Source organism: Actinoplanes sichuanensis, from assembly GCF_033097365.1.
GTDB lineage: Bacteria > Actinomycetota > Actinomycetes > Mycobacteriales > Micromonosporaceae > Actinoplanes > Actinoplanes sichuanensis.
On the sequence record NZ_AP028461.1, the window covers coordinates 1970594 to 1990497 of the forward strand.

Below are 19904 nucleotides of genomic sequence, written 5' to 3' on the forward strand. Positions count from 1 at the left end.
TGCCGCCGTCCGGCGGTGCCGGGTGCTCCGGGGTGGCGGCCAGGTGCATGATCCATCGATGTCTGGGCATGCGGCGGGTATGCGAGCTCTGATCATCAACTGCACTCTCAAGCCGGCGCCGGCACCGTCCAACACCGAGGCGCTGGCCCGCGTGGTGGCGGAAGCCATGGAGAAGGAGGGGGTCGAGGTCGGCTGGGTCCGGGCGGTGGATCACGACATCAAGCCGGGTGTGGAGTCCGACATGGGGCCCGGGGACGGCTGGCCCGCGATCCGGGAGCGGATTCTGGCCAGTGAGATCCTGGTGATCGCGTCGCCGACGTGGGTGGGCCGGCCGTCGTCGGTGGCGCAGCGGGTGATCGAGCGTCTGGACGCGATGATCTCGGAGACCGACGACGACGGCCGGCCGGTCGCCTACAACCGGGTGGCCGGGGTGGTGAACACCGGCAACGAGGACGGCGCGCACCACGTCATCGGGGAGATCGCCGGGGCGCTCGGGGACATCGGGTTCACCATTCCGGGGCAGGCCTGGACGTATTGGCATCTGGGTCCCGGCGCCGGGCCGGACTACCTGGACGATCAGCGCGGCCACGACTGGGCGGCGAAGACCGGCCGGGCCATGGCGGCGAACCTGGTCACCGTGGCCCGGGCCCTGAGCGTGACGCCGATGCAGGCGCCACCGGCCTGAGAACGGTTTGCCGGTTCCGGCCCACGGGTAGCCCGGGTCCATGCGTTCCCTGATCCTCACCCTCGCCGTCGCCGCCGTCGTGCTGATCGTTCTCGGTCTGCTCCTGAAGGCCGTGAAGTGGCTCCTGATCATCGGGCTGATCGCGCTGGTCGCCTCCATCGCGATGGGCGTGATCAAGGGCCGCCAGAGCCTGCGGTGAACGAACCGGCCCGCGTCGAGCGATGACGGTGACGGCGACACCGAGCCGCCGCGCCGGTCAGCTCGCGCCGGCCGGGGCGAGGCCGGCCTGCCGGGAGCCGCCGCGGGTGCGCTTGACCGCGTACATGGCCGCGTCGGCCTGGGCCATCAGTTCGTCCGGGTTGCCCTCGCCGTACGGCGACCAGGCGACGCCCAGGCTGGCCTGCGGAACCAGGGTGGCCCCGTCGACCCGGACCCGGGCCGCGCTCAGCGCCGCCAGCAGGTCGGCGCCGATCCGGTCGGCGTGTTCGCGGCCGGACACGTCACGGCACACCGCCACGAACTCGTCGCCGCCGATCCGCCCGACGATGCCCGAGGCCGGGACCGCGCTGCGCAGGCTGGTCGCCACCTGGCTCAGCAGCAGGTCGCCGGCGGCGTGGCCGTACCGATCGTTGATGGGTTTGAAGGAATTGAGGTCCAGGAAGATCACCGCGGTGCCGGCGTGCCGGTCGGTGGCGCCGAGGGCGTCCTCGAGGGCGGTGACCGTCGCGGCCCGGTTGTGGCAGCCGGTCAGCGCGTCGAAGGTGGCCTGGCGCCACAGGCGTTCGCGGAGCAGCACCTCCTCGGTGACGTCGGCCAGGCAGATGATCGCGCCGGTGACCGCCCCGGCGTCGTCGGTCAGCGCCCGCAGGTTGGCGCGGATCCGGCGGATGCCCGCGCCGGGTTCGCGGTGGCCGTACTCGAAATCGGTGTCCGTCCCGGTGAGAACGCCGGCCAGCGCCGCGCCGACCTGCTGACGGTCGACGGGTTCGGCGAGGTCCAGCAGAGCCCGGTTGAGGTCGTCGCCGATCTGGGCCCGGACCTGCCGCGCGGCCTGCTCGTTGAGGAACGTGATCGCGCCGTCCGGGCCGACCTGGAGGATGGACAGCGGGATCGTCTCGGTGAGCCGGCGCATCAGCTGCTCGGCCGCACGGACCGCCTCCTGCGCCGCCATCTCGTCGGAGATGTCCAGCATCTCGGCGACCACCCGGGGGTTGTCCGGGTCGGCGAGGTGGTTGTGGTTGGTCACCTCGAACCACACGGTGTGGCCCTCCCGGTGCAGGTGCCGCAGCCGCACCCGGCGGGCCGAGCCGTTCGGGGTGCCGAGCATGTCCATCCAGCCGGCGATGGCCCGCTGCTGGTCGCCGGGGTGCACGAGTTCCAGGGTGCGCTGCCCGACCAGCTCCTCCGGTGCCCAGCCGAGCAGCGGGAGGATCTCCGGGCCGACCTCGGTGACCAGCGAGGTCGGGTTCTTGACCATGGTGACCATGCGCGGCCGGACGAGTTCCGGGGTCAGGGTCAGATCGGCGGCCAGACCCGATCCGCTGATCAGGCCGACGAGTACCCCGTACCGGTGACTGAGATCGACCAGATGCAGCCGGGCCGGCCGGTCCGGCGCGGCCGTGAGGTGGACCATACAGCTCGCGGCGCCTTCGACGAGGGCCTGTGACCAGGTGTCGATGACCACCCGGTGGTCGTCGGTGACGACCAGGCCGAGCATGGACGACGCGCCCTCGATCGGCCGCAGGCCGGTGGCCGCGATCTCCGGTGGCATCGTGGTGAACAACCCGTTCCGGCCGATGGCCGCGACGAACGCGTCCGGCTGCTGGGTGAGCAGGGTGGTGAATACGGCGTCCAGGTCTTCGGGTTTGATCATCTGCTTGTCGGCCATGTGGTTCCCGATCGGCGGCCCGGCGGCGAACTGAACACTTTCGGGAGCGGGTAGGTTGTGACCCGGTCCGAGGGGAGCCGCCTGTGAGTACCACCGAGAGCACGAAGACACGTCCCGAGCCGGCTGCCGATTCGTGGCAGATCGGGTCGTTGGAGTGGCTGGCCGTGGTGCTGGTCCTGCTGCTGCTGGTGCGTAACCGGCTGGCCGGGTGGCTGTCCGGGCCGGGGTTGCAGACCTGGACGACGGTGTTCGTGTCGGTGATGGTGCAGGCCGTCCCGTTCCTGGTGTTCGGGGTGGTGCTGTCCGCGGTGATCGCGGTGTTCGTGCCCCGCAGCTTCTGGGCCCGCGCGTTGCCGAACCATCCGGCGCTCGCCGTTCCGGCCGCGGGCATGGCCGGTGTCGTCCTGCCCGGCTGTGAGTGCGGCAGTGTCCCGATCGCCGGTTCGCTGATCCGGCGTGGTGTCACCCCGGCCGCGGCGCTGGCGTTCCTGCTGGCCGCGCCCGCGATCAACCCGATCGTGCTGACCGCCACCGTGATCGCGTTCCCCGGCCAGCCGCAGATGGCGGTCGCCCGTGGGCTGGCCAGCCTGGTCGTCGCGGTCGCGATGGGCTGGCTGTGGCTGCGCCTGGGTAAGACCGAGTGGATCAAACTGCCGCACCGGCCCGATCTCGACGACGCCTCGAAGGCGCGGGCGTTCTGGGCGGCCTGCCGGCACGACGTCATGCACGCGGGCGGCTTCCTGGTTCTCGGCGCCGCCGCGGCGGCCACCATCAACGTCGTCGTTCCCGGGGCCTGGCTGCAGAAACTCGCCGACGACCCGATCGTGTCGATCCTGGTGTTGGCGACCCTGGCCGTACTCCTCTCGATCTGCAGTGAGGCCGACGCGTTCGTCGCCGCCTCGCTGACCCAGTTCTCGCTGACGTCGCGTCTGGTCTTCCTGGTCGTCGGCCCGATGGTCGACCTCAAGCTGATCTCGATGCAGGCCGGGGTCTTCGGGCGCCGGTTCATGGTCCGGTTCGCGCCCACCACGTTCGTCGCGGCGATCGTGGTCGGTACCGCGTTCGGTGCGGTCTTACTGTGACCCGGATCACCCAGGCGGTCGTGATGCTGCTCTTCGGCGGCGCGATCATCAGGTCCACCGTCACCGACACGTTCCTGCGTTACGTCAAAGAAGGCCTACGGCCTTTCCTGCTCGGCGCCGGCATCCTGCTGGTCGCCGCCGCGATCATGACCCTGTGGTACGACCTCCGCGCGGCCCGTTCGCAGCGGTCCGGCGACGAGCACAGCCACGACGACCACGAACACGACGACGGCCACGGGCACGGCGGTCACGAGCCGCGGGTCGGCTGGCTGCTGCTGGCGCCGGTGATGGCCCTGCTGCTGCTCTCCCCGCCGGCGCTGGGCTCGTTCGCGGCCGGGCAGTCCGGCAGCGTCGGCCCGGCCGCGGCCTCGGACTATCCGCCGCTGCCCGACGGCGATCCGGTCGAGGTCGGGCTGATGGACTACGCCGGACGGGCGGTCTTCGACGGCGGCAAGAGCCTGACCGGCCGCAACGTGAAGCTGAGAGGCTTCATCACCCCGGGCCCGGACGGTAAGCCGATGCTCGCCCGGATGGTGCTGGCCTGCTGCGCCGCCGACGGCCGCCCGATCAAAATCGGTCTGGCCGGTGCTCCGATCGACGCACCGCCGGACGCCTGGGTGGATGTCGTCGGCGTCTACAGCCCGCAGGTCGGCACCGACCCGGTCAACCAGGCGCAACTCGCCTACCTCGACGTGCGGTCGTGGCAGGAGATCGACCAGCCGAAACAGCCCTACGCCTAGATCGTCCGCAGGTCGAGAGAGTTGCGGACGTACGAGTTGCGGTCGCCGGTCGACCACCACAGCACCCCGCCGCGGTAGGCGATGTCGGCCGCGTCCGGGCTGATCAGCACCGTGCTCCGGTCGGTCAGGTCGTAGACCAGCAGCTCCTGGTTGCCGCTCAGCTCCGACTGCGGGCCGACCCGCCCGATCACCTGGAACCGGTCCAGCACCGCGACGTCACTGATCACCGTCTGGAACGTGCCCTCGGCGATCGTGCGGCGCGCCGAACCGTCCGCGTGCGACAGCTCGATCCGGGTGTCGCCGTCGGCGTTCAGCGACACCACCTCACACCAGCCGGGGCTGCACGCGGTGACCGCCCGCCGTCCGGTCGGCACCGTGACCTCCTGGCCGGTGGTCAGGTTGTGCAGGGTGGTCGCGCCGGTGGCGGCGGTCTGCCCGTCGACCGCCCACGGCCAGGCCGACAGCCCCCAGTCGCCGGTGATCCGCTGGATCGCCACCGGGCCACCGGTCACCGCGATCGACCGGAACTCGGTGCCGTCCCCGGCCGCCGCCGTCCAGCGCACCGTGCCGTTCGTCACCGTCAGGTCGTACTGCGAGTCGTACAGCCGCAGCGCGCCGACGTCTTCGGTCAGCCGGCGGGCCGGCTTTCCGGATTTGAGGTCGGCGGTCCACAGCTGCGGCTTGCTCTTGATCGTCTCCACCCAGACCAGGGTGTCGCCCTCGCTGGTCAGGGCGGAGAAGGGACCCCGGTCGGTGGACGGCACCCGCCGCAGCTCACGCTCGGTCTCGTCAGGTCCGAGGACGACCAGGCGCAGGAACTTGTTGTCGGCCGTGCGGGCGGTGCCGGCCGAGGTCCGCGCGTCGAAGAACCAACCCGGGGTGTACGTGCTCCCGTCGGCCAGATGCGACGGGATGCTGCCCCGCTGGGCGTTCGGCCAGGCCGCCCCGACCGACAGCGGCTGCGGCGGGCCGGAGGTCGCGGGCTGCCCGAACAGCAGCGCCGCCCCCGCGACCAGTGTCACGGCGAGCGCGACCAGCGTACGCAGCAGGGGGGCACGCTCAGGCATCCGGCGATCCTAGCTCGGGGCTCTGCGATGATCTCCGGCGTGACCGGGTTCTACGGGCAGGCGGAGTATCGGGTTCGGTGCGACTGGGGGCCGGCCGGGGCGGACGCGATCGGGGCGGGTGCTTCGGTCGTCGCCGTGGTCGACGTGCTCTCGTTCACCACGGCGCTCACCGTCGCGGCCGATCGTGGGGTGGAGGTCTTCCCCTACCGGTGGCGTGATGAGCGGGCGGTGGCGTTCGCCGAATCCCGTGGGGCGGTGCTGGTGGTCGGGCGATCCCAGGTCGGGCCCGGCCGGCCGGTCAGCCTGTCGCCGGTGACCATCCGTTCCGCGCAGGCGCTGGAGCGGCTCGTGTTGCCGTCGCCGAACGGGTCGACGATCGCCCGGCGCCTGTCCGAAGCCGGAGCGACGGTGATCGGGGTGTCGCTGCGCAACGCGGGGGCGGCGGCGTCGTGGACGGCGGCGCGGGTCGCGGACGGGGCGGCTGTCGCCGTGGTGGCGTCCGGTGAACGCTGGCCGGACGGTTCGCTGCGCCCGGCCGCGGAGGATCTGTGGGGCGCGGGGGCGTACATCCAGGGCCTGATCGATCTCGGGTTCGCCGGTTCGTCGCCGGAGGCCGAGATGGCGGCCGTCGCCTACCGGAACGTCCGCGCGGACATCCGCAGCGTCCTGCTCGACTGCGTCGGCGGCCGGGAGCTCGCCGAACAGGGCTTCACACGGGACGTGGAGATCGCCGCCGAGGCGGACGCCGGCGACGTCGTGCCGGTGCTCACCGGCGAGAGCTTCCGCCCGGTGTCCGGCCGCTGACAACGGGCCTCGGCCGCCGGCACCGCCTCCCGGTGGAGCAATGAATCGAGAAGGACGGCGGCCGCTCCTCGTCCCGCGGCAGGTCGCGCTCGCTCCGCCGCTCATGCGGGACGTCCGGAGAGGGTTCGGAGGTCTTCCAGCAGGGCGGGCAGGGGTTCGGTGTGGTCGATCGAGGAGTACCAGGTCCACAGTTCGAGGGCGTGGAACATTCGGTACAGGTCGATGCGTTCGGCACCGAACGGGGGCAGCGGGCCGTACCCCTCGAGCAGTGCGGCCCGTTTGGCCGCCGAACCGCTCGTCTCGAACTGGATCGTCTTGGCCAGGTCGGCCATCGGGTCCGCGGCCTGGGCGTTCTCGACATCGATGAAACCGGTGACCGTCCCGGCGTCGTCGACCAGGACGTTCCCCTCGTGCAGGTCGAGGTGGCACAGCACCGCGCCGGTACACGCGGCGAAGTGGTGATCGGCGTCCGCCACCCGCCGGGCGACGGCGTCGTGCAGCGAAACCGGTCCGCCGGCCGCCCGGAATTCGGCCAGCTGCCGGGCGAACCTCAGCCGCATGTACGTCAGGTTGTCGCTCACCGGATCCACCACCCCGGCCGCCAGATCCCCGTAACCGGGCAGCGCGATCCGGTGCAGCGCCGCCTGGAACCGCCCGATCCGCAGGTAGGCGGCCCGGTCGGTGGCCGGCGACGACGGGTGCTCCCACATCGGCCGGCCCGGCACCATCGTGAACGCCGTCAACCCCGACGCCAGATCGGCGCCCACCACGCGCGGGACCGAGCCGACGTCGGCGAGCAGCTCGTAGACGTACAACTCCTTGGCCTGCTTGGCCCGGAAATCGTCGGTGTAGCGCTTGACCACCAACGGCTCCGCTCCGGCGCGGCGCACTTCGAAGACCGAGTGCAGAGATCCGCCGGTACGGGGTACGACCTCGGTGACGACACTGCCATCGGGCAGCACCTGATCGAGCGGCGGAATCAGCACGGCTGCGCCTGCGGCAGATCCCGAGCCATCAGCTGTGGGCCAGGGGGCGGTCGGCCGGGCGGCGCTGGGGCAGGGCGGTCAGGGTCAGCGCGGCGGTCAACGACAGACCGCCGAGCAGGAACGGCAGGGACAGGGTCGGCTGGCCGAGCCACTCCCACAGCGGATGCCACCGGAAGTGCGGCTCCCCGGTGTGGTGCAGGAGCACCAGCGGCGCGCTGAACAGGATCGGCGCCCACCACAGGAACATGCCCGTGCCGTACAGGAGATTCGCCGAGGCCCTGGTCAGTGGCCCGCCGTGCTCGGTGCGGCGGCTCGCCCAGCCGAACAGGAACCAGGCCGACAGCGCCGCCACCAGGAACCCGGCGATCCCGGCCGGATACACCGTCCACGGTGTCGCCCGGGCCATCGCGAGGTCCATCACCGGGGTCGTGCCGGGGCCGTAGAGGTGGATGTCGAGGACGTTGTCGCCGCGCATCGCGTACACCGTGATGTCGGAGGGGATCGTCGCCGGGTCGCATTGCGGGGCGTCGGGGATGCATTCGTACGAGTTCGAGTAGACCGGGCCGCGGCTGTCCCAGCCGGCCGCCTCCAGGCGTTGCCGCAGGCCGGTGAGGGTCTGCGCGCGGTCGCCGCCGGGCAGGCGGTCGAAGGACGCGGCGATCGTGGCCGGCGCGTACTCGCCGCCGTCACCGAACAGCAGGTCGTCCACCGAGTCCCAGCTCAGCGGACTGCCGTAGACGACGAACACGGCCGGCGGCTCGGCGTCGGCGATGTCGCCCGCCGGGTCACCCGGATACAGCTGTCGTACGACACCGGCGAGCTCGGAGTGGTCGAGCGGCCGGGACCCGGTCCAGGCCACCCAGGTGGCGAACGACGCGCCGAACAGGGCACAGGCGAGCGTGAACACCGTCGCCCACACGGCCACGCTGCGGCTGGCCGGCCGCCCGAGCCGGGCCCGCAGGCCGTGGCCGATCAGGTTCGCCACCAGGCGCGGGCCGCGCCGGGCCGGGGCCATGGCACGAACCGTTTCGAGGATCTCCGCCCCGCGCTCGCGACGATAGTCACGGGGGTAGGCCAGCAGCAGCCAGCGGTGCATCATCGCTCCCTGGGAACGTCGCGTCAGGCGGGGTCGGGGCGCAGCGTCTTGAGCCGGGAGTCGGCGGCCGACGCCAGCCGGCGCAGCCGCTCGGACTGCCGGGCGAGCTCGGCCCGGCCGTCGGCGCATAGCCGGTAGTAGCGGCGCAGCCGGCCGTCGACCACCTCTTCGCCGCTGAGCTCGACGAGACCCTGCGCGGTCAGCCGGTCCAGTGCGGTGTAGAGGGTGCCGGGCAGGAGCGCCACCCGGCCGCCGGACAGGACCGAGACCTCCTGGACGATCCCATACCCGTGGCGTGGCCGGTCGGCGAGCGCGGTGAGGATCAGGAACGTCGTCTCGCGCATCTCACTCACCGCGGCAACATATATTGCTGATCAATATATGGTCAATCGTTCGAGCGAATTCGAAGTCCCGACGTTTGCGGCGCGATCCGCCGGTCCATACCGTCCCGCAATCGGGGAGGAGACGCGGATGACGCATTACCTTGCCGCGCGAACCGTCGACGAGGTGCTCGGGGCACTCGCCGACGGGGAGACGTCGGTGCTGGCCGGGGGACAGAGCCTGGTCCCGGCCGTGACCAGGCCGGGCGCGCCGCCGTACCGGCTGGTCGACATCAACCGGGTCGCGGGACTCGACACGCTCGCCGAGACCGACGGGCACCTGCGGGTGGGGCCGCTGGTCCGGCACCGGACGTTCGAGTCGGATCTGGTCGGCGGGCCGCTCGGCGACCTGCTGCGGGTCGTGGTGCGCCACAACGGGCACCCGCCGATCCGGGCCCGCGGGACGATGCTGGGCAGTCTCGCGTTTGCGCATCCGGCCGCCGAATGGCCGGCCATGGCGGTGACCATCGGCGCGCGGCTCGTCCTGCACGGCCCGGACGGGCGGCGGACCGTACCGGCCGACGATTTCTTCACGGCCCCGTTCAGCACCGTCCGGCGGCCGGACGAACTGCTGGTCGAGGCCCGGTTGCCGGTGCTGCCGGAGGGCACCGGTGTCGGCTACGCGGAGGACCGCCGGTCCTCGGTCTACCCCCAGGCGGCGACGATGGCGGCGGTCACCGTCACCGAGGGCCGGGTCAGCGCGGCGGCGATCTGCCTGGTCAATTCCGGGCCTCATCCGGTACGGGCGACAGCCGCCGAGATCGAGCTGGCCGGAACCACCCTTTCGGACACCGCGATCGCTTCCAGCGCGGAGGCCGCGGCCGAACAGGACACCGGCCGCCTCGACGACGACGCCCGCTTGCCGGACCGCCGAAGCGCGTTCCAGGTGCTGACCCGCCGGGCACTGCGCCACGCCCGGCAGGGGGCCGCCCGATGCGGGTGACGCTGACCGTGAACGGCACGACCCGAGCCCTGGACGTAGACCCCGGCCGCACCCTGGCCGACGTCCTGGCCCACCCCGCCGCCTGCTCCGACGGCACCTGCGGCAGCTGCACCCTGACCCTCGACGGCGACGAGATCCGCTCCTGCCTGATGCTGGCCGTCCAGGCTTCCGGCTCCCGGGTCGTCACCACACCCGGCGGCGGCACATCAGCCGGCGGGCGGCCGCCACGAGCGATACTGGGGCCGCGTTGAATCGATCCGGAGCGGGTCACGGGGCGCGTGAGCCGCGTGCCTTCTCCTGTTCCAGCAGGGCCTCCAGGTCGCTCAGGCGGTGCAGGCCGCGCAGCGGCTGGGCCATCCGATGATTGCCGGCCAGGTCCTGCTCGTGGCGGGCCAGGAAACTCCAGTAGCCCGCCGTGTACGGGCAGGCGTCCGGGCCGGAGCGCACCTTCGGGTCGTAGCGGCAACCACCGCAGTAGTCGCTCATCCGGTTCACGTACGCGCCGCCGGCCGCATACGGTTTGCTGCTCATCCGGCCGCCGTCGGCGTACTGGCTCATCCCGACGACGTTGGCCGTCATCACCCACTCGTAGCCGTCGACGAAGCACCTGTGGAACCAGTCCGCGACGGCCGCGGGCCGCCAGCCGCGCTGCATCGCGTAGTTGCCCAGCACCATCAGCCGCGGGATGTGGTGGACCCAGCCGCGGTCGCGGACCCCGGCCAGCACATCGGACAGGCATCGTGCGCCGACCGCGTCGGCATCCAGTTCGGCGAACCATTTCGGCAGCTGCCCGCGGGCCCGCAGTTCGTTGGCCGACCGGTAGCGTGGCTCGAAATACCAGTACAGATGCCAGACGAAGTCGCGCCAGCCGAGTAGCTGCCGGATGAAGCCCTCCACCCCGGCCAGCGGTGCCGCCCCGGACCGGTAGGCCCCTTCGGCCTCCTCGATCACCTCCATCGGGTCCAGCAGGCCCAGGTTGATCGCGGGGCTGAGCAGGCTGTGCGCCATCCACGGGTCGTGGGCGAGCATCGCGTCCTCGTGGGGCCCGAACAGCGGCAGCCGGTGCTCGATGAAATGCCGCAGCCGGGCCAGTGCCTCGGCCCGGGTCGCCGGGAACAGGCGGGGGCCGTCGTTGCCGACGAACACGATGCCGTCGTCGTGCTGCCAGCGGTCCAGCTCCGCCCGTACCTCCCGGTCGATCTCGTCCTCGACGATCGGCGGCGCCGCCGGTGCGTCGAGCCGCCGGACGCCTCGCGGCGGTGGTTCGCGGTTGTCGGCGTCGAGGTTCCACCGGCCGCCGGTCGGTTCGCCGCCGTCCATCAGCACGTCGTGCAGGCGCCGGGCGTGCCGGTAGAAATCCTCCAGCCGCAGGTGGTCGCGGCCGTCGGCCCAGGCCACGAAATCCCGCGGGGCCGTGACGAAACCGCGCGGCGGCAGCATCTCGACGCCCGGCAGACGCCGGACCAGACCGCGGGCGGCCCGCGAGGTGGGATGGCAGACGGTCAGCGGTTCCTTGATCACTTCGCGATACGTCTCCGCGCGCACCAGCCGCACGTCGCCCTCGTGCGCCCGGTGGCGCAGCGCGGACAGCACGAGATGCGCTTTCTGCCGGTGGAAGGCGCGTCGCCGGAAGACCGCCTTCGACTCGATCAGCAGGGCCGGCTGCCCCGGGGCGTCGAGGAAATGCGGCCCCAGCTGGTCGGCGAACAGCCACCTCGTCCTCATGCCGCCATTCTTCCGCGCCGCCGGTGAGAAGCCGGTGACAACAGCGCCGATGGGGCCGATAGAGTCCGGCAGCGTGACCGGGACCATGCTGTTCATCGTCGGCCCACCGGCCGTCGGGAAGATGACCGTCGGCGCCGAGATCGGCGAGCGGACCGGCCTGCGGCTGTTTCACAATCACATGGCGATCGAGCCGGTGTTGCGGTTCTTCCCGTTCGGGAGCCCGCCGTTCGGCCGGCTCGTCGACGGGTTCCGCCGGCAGCTGATCGAGGAGGTCGCCGCGAGTGACCTGCCGGGGCTGATCTTCACGTTCGTGTGGGCGTTCGACCACCCGGAGGACGGGCGGGCGGTCGACGGTTTCGCCGAGCCGTTCCGGTCCCGTGGCGGCCGGGTGCTGTTTCTGGAACTGCAGGCCGACCAGGAGGAACGCCTCAAACGCAACGGCGGCGCGTCGCGGCTGGCGGAGAAACCGTCCAAGCGGGACGAGGTGTTCTCCCGGCAGAACCTGCTCGACCTGGACCGGCGGTACCGGCTCAGGTCGGACGGCGAGTTCGACGGCCGCGACGACCACCTGCGCATCGACAACACCCACCTCTCCCCGGCCGAGGTGGCCGACCTGGCCGTCATCCATTTCGACCTGCCCCGAGCCGCCGGTTGAGAAGAGCCGGGCGGGAAGGGGTGCCGGTTGAGGAGGGCCGGGCGGGAAGGCGGACGCCGGTCGGGAAGGGCCGGGCCGGGCCGGGAACCGTCACGGCTCCCGGCCCGGGTGCGGGTTACAGGTCGGCCTGACCGGCGGCCGTCGCCTCCTGGACGGCCTCGGCGCGCCGTTCCTCGGTGCGTTCGGCGGCGGCGTCACCGTCGCGGGCGGCGGCCGTGGCCCGGCGCTGCGCCGAGGCGAGACCGGCCGTCCCGGCCGCCTGGGTGCTGATCACGCCGCCGCGGATGCGGTTGTCGGTGCCGATCCGGGCGGCCGGGTTGTTGCTGTTGACGGTGAGGGTGCCGTCGATGATGGTGTCCTCGACGCTGACCCCGCCGGTGGTGTTGGTGATGCTCACGTCCCGGCCGAAGTACCCACCGGAGGCGCAGCTGTCGAGCCCGCCGTTCGGGCCGAGCTGCACCCCGCCGAGGTTGCCGGCGAACGTCGACCGCCCCCGGACCGCACTGCCGCACACCACACTGCCGGTGGAGCTGTTGAGCACGGACAGCACCCCGTCGATGAACGAGTCGTGCACGTCGGTGTAGTAGGTGCCGGTGGTGCTCACCCCGCCGGTGATCTCGCTGCCCCGGTCCAGGCGCACCTCACCGGCCTGCGAGTTGACCGAGCCGGTGATCGTGGTCGCCTCGGCGAACAGGAAGCTGTCGACCGTGGCGGTGCCCTTCGGCCGTACCGTGACGGGTCCGGTCGAAGCGTCTCGCAGGTAGAGGCCGTAGCCGCCGGCGGCGAGGACCACCGCACCGCCGACCGTGCTGCCGGAGGCGTCGAGGTATCCGTCGGCGGCGACCCGGACGTCGCCGTCGACGCGACCGCCGTCGATGACCAGGTTGGCGCCGGCCGCGACGCTGACGTTTCCGGTGATCACCGTGCCGGTCAGGTCGCAGGATTCGCCGGCCGGGACATACAGATCATTGGGTACGGTGACCGCCCCGCCCGTGCCGATGCAGTGGGTGACCAGCGCGGCTCCGGCCGGTGCGGGAGTGAGCGCGACCGTGACGAGCACGGCGGTGAAGGTCGCGGCGATGTGCCTCATGCTTGTTCTCCTCTGTCCGATGCCGCCGCGGCGCGGACGATGGTCCCCGCCTGCCGCTGGGTGAGTTTTCCGGCCGTGACCAGCGTGTTCGTGACCGCCTCGACGTGCCTGACGAAGGCCGCGCGAGTGGGGTAGTCGGCCCGTTCGGCGATCAGGTCGTTGATGGTGCAGCCGTTGCCGGTGTCGACGTTGCGGATCCGGGTGTCGTTGCCGCCGATGATCACGGTGTCGCGGGTGTCGGAGTCGGGGCAGGCGTCCGAGCCGCGTTCGACGACGGTGAACGCCACCGACTTCTCGGCCGCCGTGTTCCCGGCGTTGTCCGAGGCCCGATAACGCACGGTGTGCGAACCCGAGGTCGAGATCCCGACCGCCTGGGTGTACGCCGTCCAGGCGCCGTCGTCGAGCCGGTATTCGATCGCCTTCACCCCGGACCCGCCGGTGTCACTGGCGGTGACGGTGACGGTGGCGCTGCCGAGGTAGTCGCCCCCGGTGTCACGTTCCCCGGTCACCGTCGCCGTGACCTGCGGCGGCGTGGTGTCCTCGACCGGCGGCGCCACGACCGTGAAGGCCGCCATCTGTTCGGCCGCGGTGTTACCGGCGTTGTCGGTGGCCCGGTAGTGCAGCATGTGCGCCCCGACCGAGCCGACCACGACCGGCGCGCTGTAGACGAGCCACGCGCCGCCGTCGAGCTGGTACTCGATCCGGGCCACCCCGGACCCGCCGGTGTCGGTCGCGGTCACCGTGGTGGTGGCCGTCCCCACATAGTTCCCGGCGCTGTCGCGGGTGCCGGTGGTCTGCCCGGTCACCACCGGGGCCGTGGTGTCCTGCGGCTGGCCGGCGACCACCCGGAAGGCCACCGAGCCGGGCTGCGAGGTGTTCCCGGCGTTGTCGGTCGCCCGGAACTGCACGGAGTAGTCGCCGATCGTGGTGATCGGGACCGGTGCGGCGTACGGCTGCCAGCTCGTGTCGTTGATCTGGTATTCGACGCCGCGGACGCCGGAGCCGGCATCGCTCGCGGTGACGGTGACGGTCGCCGACCCGACGTAGGCGCCCTGGCTGTCCCGGTTGCCGGAGACCTGTGCGGTGACCGTCGGCGCGGTGGTGTCGGGGTCGGGGTTTCCGGACGTGACGGTCAGTTCGCCGACCATCGTGCTGTGCCCGGGGATGGTGCAGAAGTACCGGTACTTCCCGGGTGTCAGGGTCACCGTCGCCGTGTGCCGGCCGTTGTTCGTGTCGAACGGGCTGGCCAGGATGTTGAGGTTGACGTCGTGGTTGTAGCCGTCGGTGCTGGTGTCGAAGGTCAGCGTGTGCGGCATGCCGGTGGTGTTGCCGGTGGCCGCGCTGTTCTCCCACACGATCGTGGTGGCTCCGGCGACCGCGGTGGTGGGCGCCGAACGGTAGGCGGTGATGTCGTCGCCCGCGGTCCAGGTGAGGGTCTGCGCCGCGGCCGCCGGTGGGGTGGCGCCCGCGAGTACCGCCAGCAACAGGGCGACGATCAGCGCCGCTCCCGCTTGCAGGCGTGGGATGGTTCGGTTCACGGCAACTTCCTGTCTGTTCTAGAGGGCGCGCACCCGGATGTTGCGGAACTCCATCAGGTCGGCGTCGCCGTGGTTCTGCAGCCCGATGTGCCCGCGCAGGAACTGCCGCAGGTCGGTGGCCGGATCACCGGCCCGCGACGACTGCTTGCCGGGCGTGTTGTCGAACTCGTTGATGACCACGCCGTTGCGCAGGATCGTGTAGTGCTGCCCGACGACCCGTACCTCGTAGTCGTTCCACTGGTTCTTCGGGGTGACGCGGGCGTCGGCCAGGGTCACCGGGTCGAAGTTGTAGATCGATCCGGTCTTCTGCGGCTCACCGGTGTCACCGTCGTAGAGCTGGATCTCGTGGCCGCAGTAGATGGCCACCCAGGCTTGCGAGGTGCGGGCCGATCCGACCGTGCCGCAGCTGCCGGCCGGGCGGTCGGCGAGCGGGATCCGCGGATCCGGGAACCTGGTGAACACCCCGCTGTTGGCCCGGGTGGTTCCCGCGGCGACGTCCTTGAACTGCAGTTTCAGGGAGAAGTCGGCCAGTTCCCGGGTGTGCCAGAGCATGCCCAGCCCACCGGACGGGCGTAGCGATCCGTCGGGCCGGATGGCGAACTGGCCGCTCGGTGCCTGCTGCCAGCCGGCCAGCGAGGAGGCGGTGCCGTCGAACAGCGGCTCGTATCCGGTGTGACCCGGCCGGCCGATCGAGGTGGCAGCCGCCGCTCGGGTCAGCACACCGGCGTCCCGGCCGCCGACGTGGTCGCGGGCCACCGCGGTCACGTGCCGGACGAAACCGTCGTGGTCGGGCCAGGTGCTCTCGTCGTCGATCAGGTCGTTGACCGTGCAGCCGCCGCCGACCTGCTTGCTGGGCACCCCGGTGTCGGTGTCGGCCAGCCACACGTTGGTCCGGGTGTCCGGGACCGCGCAGCCCACGTCGACGGTGACCTGGGTGGTGACCGTCTCGCCGTCGGCGTAGGTGACGGTGTGCCGGGCGGTGTAGGCGCCGATCTCGGTGTAGACGTGTCGCGGGTCGGCCAGCGTGGACGAGGTTCCGTCGCCGAACTCCCAGCGGTGGCTCACCCCGCCGGACTTCGAGCCGGTGAAGGCGTACGTCAGCGGCTTGTTCTGGACCGCGACCGCGGTGGCCTGCGGTGCCGGGGTGGCCGCCCCGCCGGTGTAGGTCACCCGCAGCAGTTTCTGCGCCGCGTGCAGGCTGAAGAACCCGCCGCCGTAGTCGAGCAGGTAGAGCGCCCCGTCCGGGCCGAACTTGGCGTCCATCCAGCTCATCAGCCGGTTGTCGGCGTTGCCGCCGGGCAGGATGGCGCGCAGTGTCTCACCGAACAGCGGCGGCTTCTGCTGCGGCACCCCGGCCGGGTCGACGGTGATCGCGACCCGGTTGGCGGCGTTCGACTGGTCGCCGATGAACCACTTGTCGTCCCAGTAGACCGGCCACTTCACCGTGCTGTTCGGGTCGGTCAGGTCGTGGTGGTAGGTCGGGCCGGACATCACGGCCTGGCCGCCGCCGCGCAGGTACGGCTGGGTGTAGACGGCGTCGGCGTTGACGTAGTTGGGGACGCCGCTGCCGTCGGCGCGGGGCGGGAAGACCGGGCCGCCACCACCGGGCGCGTACCAGATCATGTTGTCCCGGGCCGGCGGGATGTCGACGAGGCCGGTGTTGCGCGGCGAGTTGTTCTTCAGGTTGTTGCAGTCGTACCAGCCGGTGAGCTGGGTGGCGTCGGTGGTGCTGCGGTCCCGGTACGGCTGCCGGTTGCCCATGCAGTACGGCCAGCCCTGGTTTCCGGCCGAGGTGATGATGGTGGCCGTCTCGTACTTGGCCGGACCCAGTTCCGGGTTCGGGTTGGTGGCGTCCGGGCCGACCCAGCCCGCGGTCAGCCAGTCGGTCTCCGGGTCGATCTGCAGGCGGGCGATGTTGCGCACGCCCATCACGTAGATCTCCGGCCGGGTCTTGTCGGTGCCCGGCGGGAACAGGTTGCCCGGCGGGATCGTGTAGGTGCCGTCCGCCTCCGGGTGGATGCGGATGATCTTCCCGGCCAGGTCGTTGGTGTTGCCCGAGGTGCGCCGGGCGTCCTGGAACGAGATGCCGGCGTACTCCTGGGTCCAGTTGTTGCCGGAGTAGCCCTGTGAGCCCTCGGACGAGTTGTTGTCGCCCGACCCGATGTAGAGGTTGCCGGCCTTGTCGAAGGCCATGCCACCACCGGCGTGGCAGCAGCTGTGGATCTGCACCGGGAACTTGAGCAGGTCCTTGCGGGTGGCCTGGTCGATGGTCTGCGCCGCGTGGTCGTAGGTGAACCGGCTGACCGTCCGCTCGCCGACCCGTTTGGTGCGGTCGACCGAGTCGTGCGGCATCCAGTAGACGTAGAGCCAGCCGTTCTCGGCGAACTTCGGGTCCGGCACGATGCCGAGCAGGCCCTCCTCGTTCTTGACCAGCTCGGTGCCGCTGCCCCGGTTGCCCATCACCGGCAACGTGGTCAGCAGTTTCACCTGCTTGGTACGCGGGTTCCAGGAGTGGATGGTGCCGCAGCCGAGGCCCACCTTCGGGTCGTCCCAGCTGACGACCGGGCCGGTCGGGCAGGCCGCCTTGCCGACGTAGAAGACGGTGCCGTCGGCGGCGATGGTCAGGCCGTGCGGCTCGCCGATCTGGTCCAGCTGCCCGGTCTGGTTGGCCGTGGTCAGCCGTTCGACCTTGTAGTTGGCGGCGATGGTGGCCTGGCAGTCGCCGCGCACGATGCCGGAGGCCCATTTCAGGGCGCCGGTCAGGTGCTTACGGAAGGCGTCCTCGTCGTAGCTGCCCGCGGTGTGGCCCATGCCGGTGTAGAAGGACCGGCCGCCGTCGTAGTCACGGCACCAGGAGATCGGGTGGAACGGGCCGTTGGCGCTGGTCCCGGCGTTGTAGTGGCGTTCCTCGACCTGGGCCACGGTGTGCACGGTGCCGAGCGGGTTCGGGTCCCAGTTGTACCAGCGGTCGGACCTGGTGATGGTGCGCGGCAGGCCCGCGGTGGACGGGTGCCGGGTGTCCAGCACGTCGACGACCGCCTGGTTGACCGCCGGCGGTGGCGGGACCACGGCCTCGGCGGTGAACAGCCGCAGGTTCGCCAGCTGGATCAGCGGCTCCCCGCTGTTGGCGGTGACGTCCAGTTTGAAGAACCGGAAGTTCTGCGGCGCCGACAGGTCGAACCGGCGGGTCTGGAACCGGTCCGGGAAGCTCTGCCCGGTCCGTTTGTCGACCTCGGTCCAGCTCTGCCCGTCGGCCGAGGCCTGCAGGGTCCAGTCCTTCGGGTCCCGGCCGGGGAAGTCGTTGGCCGAGGTCAGCGCGTACCCGGTGATCGCCTTCGCGGCGGCCAGCTCGTAGGTCACCCAGCCGGTCGCGGTGCGGACCAGCCATTTCGTCGCGTTGTCGGCGTCGGTCAGCTTCTCCTTGGTCTCGTTGGGCGGGTTCTCGCCGCTCGCGGTGACCCTGGTGACCGGTTCGGCGGCCGGGATGGAGCCGGCCGGGCGGGTGCCGATCAGGCCGGTGAACCAGGTCGAGTCCAGCTGGGCCTTGGCCGCGTCGGCGATGCCGACGAAACCACCACCCCCTCGGATGTACGACTGGAGCGCGCCCTCCTGATCGCGGGTGAGGTCGGCCCCGGCCGCCGACAGGAAGACCACCGCCCGGTGCGCGGCCAGCCCGGACGTGGTGAACACGGCCGGGTCGGTGGACTCGGTGACGGTCAGCCCGGCCGAGTCGGCGAGCGCGTCGATGGTGGCGGTGGCCTTGACGACCGGATCGTCCTGGCTGGTGGCCGCGCCGTGGAAGACCAGCACGGACTCCTTCGCGGGTGCCGCCGCCGGAGCGGGTGCCGCCACTGCTGAAATCGAGCCCGTGACGGCGACCAGGAGAGCGGCGGCAGTGGCCAGCGTCCTCCGTACCGGATGAATGGTTCTTGATCTCATGCGCCGTGCCCCCCATGATCGTCGGTGCGTTGCGACGTGGTGGTGTGTGCGTGGCCCTGGAACCGGTGGATCGCCTCCTCGGCGCCGGGCGGCATGCTGCCGTCGGCGTTGCGGACCAGGAAGATCCCGGACATCCCGCCGTCCGAGTGGTTCTGCACGTGGCAGTGGTACATCCAGGCGCCGGGGCCGACGCCCTCGCCGGCGATCACCTGGAAACCGAACGAGCTGCCCGGGTTGAGGTCCTTGTTGTCGATCGTCGGGCTGGGGTCGCCGACGCTCTCCAACATGCCGGTGCGGTTGTCGACCCAGCGGTGCGCGTGCAGGTGGAAGGTGTGGAACAGGTTGCCGTGGCCGATGGCGACCCACTCGACGCGCTGACCCAGGTTCGCTTCGAAGATCGGCGTGTTCGGGGCGGCCTTGTTGTTGATCGTCATGTCGTGGAAGACCACGGTGAACTGCTTGTCCGGCAGGATGTCGCCGCGCCGCCGCACGATCAGTCCGCCGTAGAGGCCCTTGGCGACACCGCCGGTGCCGTGGTCGGTGCCCATCGCGTGGTCGTGGTAGTGCCAGTAGCCGGCACTGCCCGGCATGAACCGCCGGCCGGCCGCCGCGAACATCTCCCGCGACCGCCACACGTAGGTGCGGATCTCACCCGGATCGTTGTACGACTCGTGCAGCGGGCTGCCGTCCGAGGTGGTGCTGTAGTCGACGCCGTGCGCGTGGATGGACAGCCGCTGGTTGGTGGTGTTGACCAGCGTGATCTCGAGGGTGTCGCCCTCGTACATCTCGAGCAGCGGGCCGGGCACGGTGGCCTGTCCCGGCGCCAACCCGTATCCGAAGAGCCCGCCCGGTAAGGCCTCGGCCCAGATGGTGATCCGCCTGGTCGCCCCCGCGTTCGCCGCGCTGCCGGTCAGTGCCACGGCCGCCCCGATGGCGGGCACGGCGAGACCGACGGCGCCGGTGGCGAGCAGGGAACGACGGGAGAGGGCGGCGTCGTCCATGCGTCTCCTTCCACTCGTGAGACGGCAGCGCGACATCACGGAGTGTCGCGGGAGGTCGTCCCACCGGACACGCCGTCGATAGGGAAGGGTGATGTCGAGGTGTCGCTCAGGAAATCCATAACTTTCGCTGGATGGCATCAAGCTATGCGCCGTATCGACGAAAGTAAAGGTCCCTAAGCGATAAGTGCACCGGTTCGTTGCCGGAGTCTTCGCACTTCAGGGGGCATCGACGGGGTCGGCGCGCCGTCGAGCGGTGTTCGATCGGTGAGCGCGATGTTTGTTTCG

Annotated in this window: 18 protein-coding genes and 1 pseudogene; 8 read left to right on the plus strand and 11 right to left on the minus strand. The window is 71.2% G+C overall.

Features of this window, described 5'->3' with window-relative positions; all coding sequences use genetic code 11:
- Positions 1–58 precede the first annotated feature (58 nt).
- Positions 59–685 (plus strand): flavodoxin family protein, encoded by a 627-nt coding sequence (locus Q0Z83_RS08540; protein ID WP_317793276.1) that lies wholly within the window; start codon positions 59–61, stop codon positions 683–685.
- 40 nt (positions 686–725) lie between these two features.
- Complete coding sequence (locus tag Q0Z83_RS08545; protein ID WP_317793277.1) at positions 726–884, plus strand: hypothetical protein; 159 nt, start codon at positions 726–728, stop codon at positions 882–884.
- Between the two features lie 57 nt (positions 885–941).
- Here Q0Z83_RS08545 and Q0Z83_RS08550 read toward each other — a convergent pair whose 3' ends face one another.
- Positions 942–2573, minus strand: coding sequence for a sensor domain-containing diguanylate cyclase (locus Q0Z83_RS08550; protein WP_317793278.1), 1632 nt, complete (start codon positions 2571–2573; stop codon positions 942–944).
- Positions 2574–2656: 83 nt separating this feature from the next.
- Between Q0Z83_RS08550 and Q0Z83_RS08555 the strand changes: the two genes are divergently transcribed.
- Both Q0Z83_RS08555 and Q0Z83_RS08560 read left to right on the plus strand, forming a co-directional pair.
- A complete protein-coding gene (locus Q0Z83_RS08555) occupies positions 2657–3655 on the plus strand; it encodes a permease (protein WP_317793279.1) in 999 nt (332 codons plus the stop codon).
- A complete protein-coding gene (locus tag Q0Z83_RS08560; protein WP_317793280.1) occupies positions 3652–4395 on the plus strand; it encodes a TIGR03943 family putative permease subunit in 744 nt (247 codons plus the stop codon). The genes Q0Z83_RS08555 and Q0Z83_RS08560 overlap by 4 nt, the downstream gene beginning before the upstream one ends.
- On the opposite strand, the gene Q0Z83_RS08565 is transcribed toward Q0Z83_RS08560, so the two are convergent.
- Positions 4392–5462: a hypothetical protein gene (locus Q0Z83_RS08565; RefSeq protein ID WP_317793281.1), complete on the minus strand. Its 1071-nt coding sequence runs from the start codon at positions 5460–5462 to the stop codon at positions 4392–4394. The genes Q0Z83_RS08560 and Q0Z83_RS08565 overlap by 4 nt on opposite strands.
- Before the next feature lie 39 nt (positions 5463–5501).
- Here Q0Z83_RS08565 and Q0Z83_RS08570 point away from each other — a divergent pair, with 39 nt between their 5' ends.
- On the plus strand, positions 5502–6266 hold the full coding sequence (locus tag Q0Z83_RS08570) for a 2-phosphosulfolactate phosphatase (RefSeq protein ID WP_317793282.1): 765 nt from the start codon (positions 5502–5504) through the stop codon (positions 6264–6266).
- 101 nt (positions 6267–6367) lie between these two features.
- Here Q0Z83_RS08570 and Q0Z83_RS08575 read toward each other — a convergent pair whose 3' ends face one another.
- The 3 genes from Q0Z83_RS08575 to Q0Z83_RS08585 are packed head-to-tail and all read right to left on the minus strand — an operon-like array spanning position 6368 to position 8692.
- A complete protein-coding gene (locus Q0Z83_RS08575; protein ID WP_317793283.1) occupies positions 6368–7252 on the minus strand; it encodes a phosphotransferase family protein in 885 nt (294 codons plus the stop codon).
- Positions 7253–7280: 28 nt separating this feature from the next.
- Positions 7281–8348, minus strand: a complete 1068-nt coding sequence (locus Q0Z83_RS08580; RefSeq protein ID WP_317793284.1) for a hypothetical protein — start codon at positions 8346–8348, stop codon at positions 7281–7283.
- Between the two features lie 23 nt (positions 8349–8371).
- On the minus strand, positions 8372–8692 hold the full coding sequence (locus Q0Z83_RS08585) for a PadR family transcriptional regulator (protein ID WP_317797055.1): 321 nt from the start codon (positions 8690–8692) through the stop codon (positions 8372–8374).
- Between the two features lie 127 nt (positions 8693–8819).
- On the opposite strand from Q0Z83_RS08585, the gene Q0Z83_RS08590 reads away from it, so the two are divergent.
- A complete protein-coding gene (locus Q0Z83_RS08590) occupies positions 8820–9671 on the plus strand; it encodes an FAD binding domain-containing protein (RefSeq protein ID WP_317793285.1) in 852 nt (283 codons plus the stop codon).
- On the plus strand, positions 9662–9922 hold the full coding sequence (locus Q0Z83_RS08595; RefSeq protein WP_317793286.1) for a 2Fe-2S iron-sulfur cluster-binding protein: 261 nt from the start codon (positions 9662–9664) through the stop codon (positions 9920–9922). The genes Q0Z83_RS08590 and Q0Z83_RS08595 overlap by 10 nt, the downstream gene beginning before the upstream one ends.
- A 16-nt stretch (positions 9923–9938) precedes the next feature.
- Here Q0Z83_RS08595 and Q0Z83_RS08600 read toward each other — a convergent pair whose 3' ends face one another.
- Positions 9939–11396, minus strand: coding sequence for a cryptochrome/photolyase family protein (locus Q0Z83_RS08600; protein ID WP_317793287.1), 1458 nt, complete (start codon positions 11394–11396; stop codon positions 9939–9941).
- A gap of 73 nt (positions 11397–11469) precedes the next feature.
- Here Q0Z83_RS08600 and Q0Z83_RS08605 point away from each other — a divergent pair, with 73 nt between their 5' ends.
- On the plus strand, positions 11470–12051 hold the full coding sequence (locus Q0Z83_RS08605; protein WP_317793288.1) for an AAA family ATPase: 582 nt from the start codon (positions 11470–11472) through the stop codon (positions 12049–12051).
- A 115-nt stretch (positions 12052–12166) separates the two neighbouring features.
- Here Q0Z83_RS08605 and Q0Z83_RS08610 read toward each other — a convergent pair whose 3' ends face one another.
- From Q0Z83_RS08610 to Q0Z83_RS08625, 5 genes and pseudogenes are all read right to left on the minus strand, one after another.
- Positions 12167–13141, minus strand: a complete 975-nt coding sequence (locus tag Q0Z83_RS08610) for a hypothetical protein (RefSeq protein ID WP_317793289.1) — start codon at positions 13139–13141, stop codon at positions 12167–12169.
- Complete coding sequence (locus Q0Z83_RS56065; RefSeq protein WP_449701865.1) at positions 13138–13716, minus strand: OmpL47-type beta-barrel domain-containing protein; 579 nt, start codon at positions 13714–13716, stop codon at positions 13138–13140. The genes Q0Z83_RS08610 and Q0Z83_RS56065 overlap by 4 nt, the downstream gene beginning before the upstream one ends.
- Positions 13711–14544 (minus strand): annotated as a pseudogene (locus Q0Z83_RS56070) (cupredoxin domain-containing protein); the annotation flags it as partial. The pseudogene Q0Z83_RS56070 and the gene Q0Z83_RS56065, both read right to left, overlap by 6 nt.
- Before the next feature lie 153 nt (positions 14545–14697).
- Positions 14698–18618: a ThuA domain-containing protein gene (locus Q0Z83_RS08620; RefSeq protein WP_317793291.1), complete on the minus strand. Its 3921-nt coding sequence runs from the start codon at positions 18616–18618 to the stop codon at positions 14698–14700.
- A complete protein-coding gene (locus Q0Z83_RS08625) occupies positions 18615–19619 on the minus strand; it encodes a multicopper oxidase domain-containing protein (protein ID WP_317793292.1) in 1005 nt (334 codons plus the stop codon). Before Q0Z83_RS08625 ends, Q0Z83_RS08620 begins: the two co-directional genes overlap by 4 nt.
- Positions 19620–19904 lie beyond the last annotated feature (285 nt).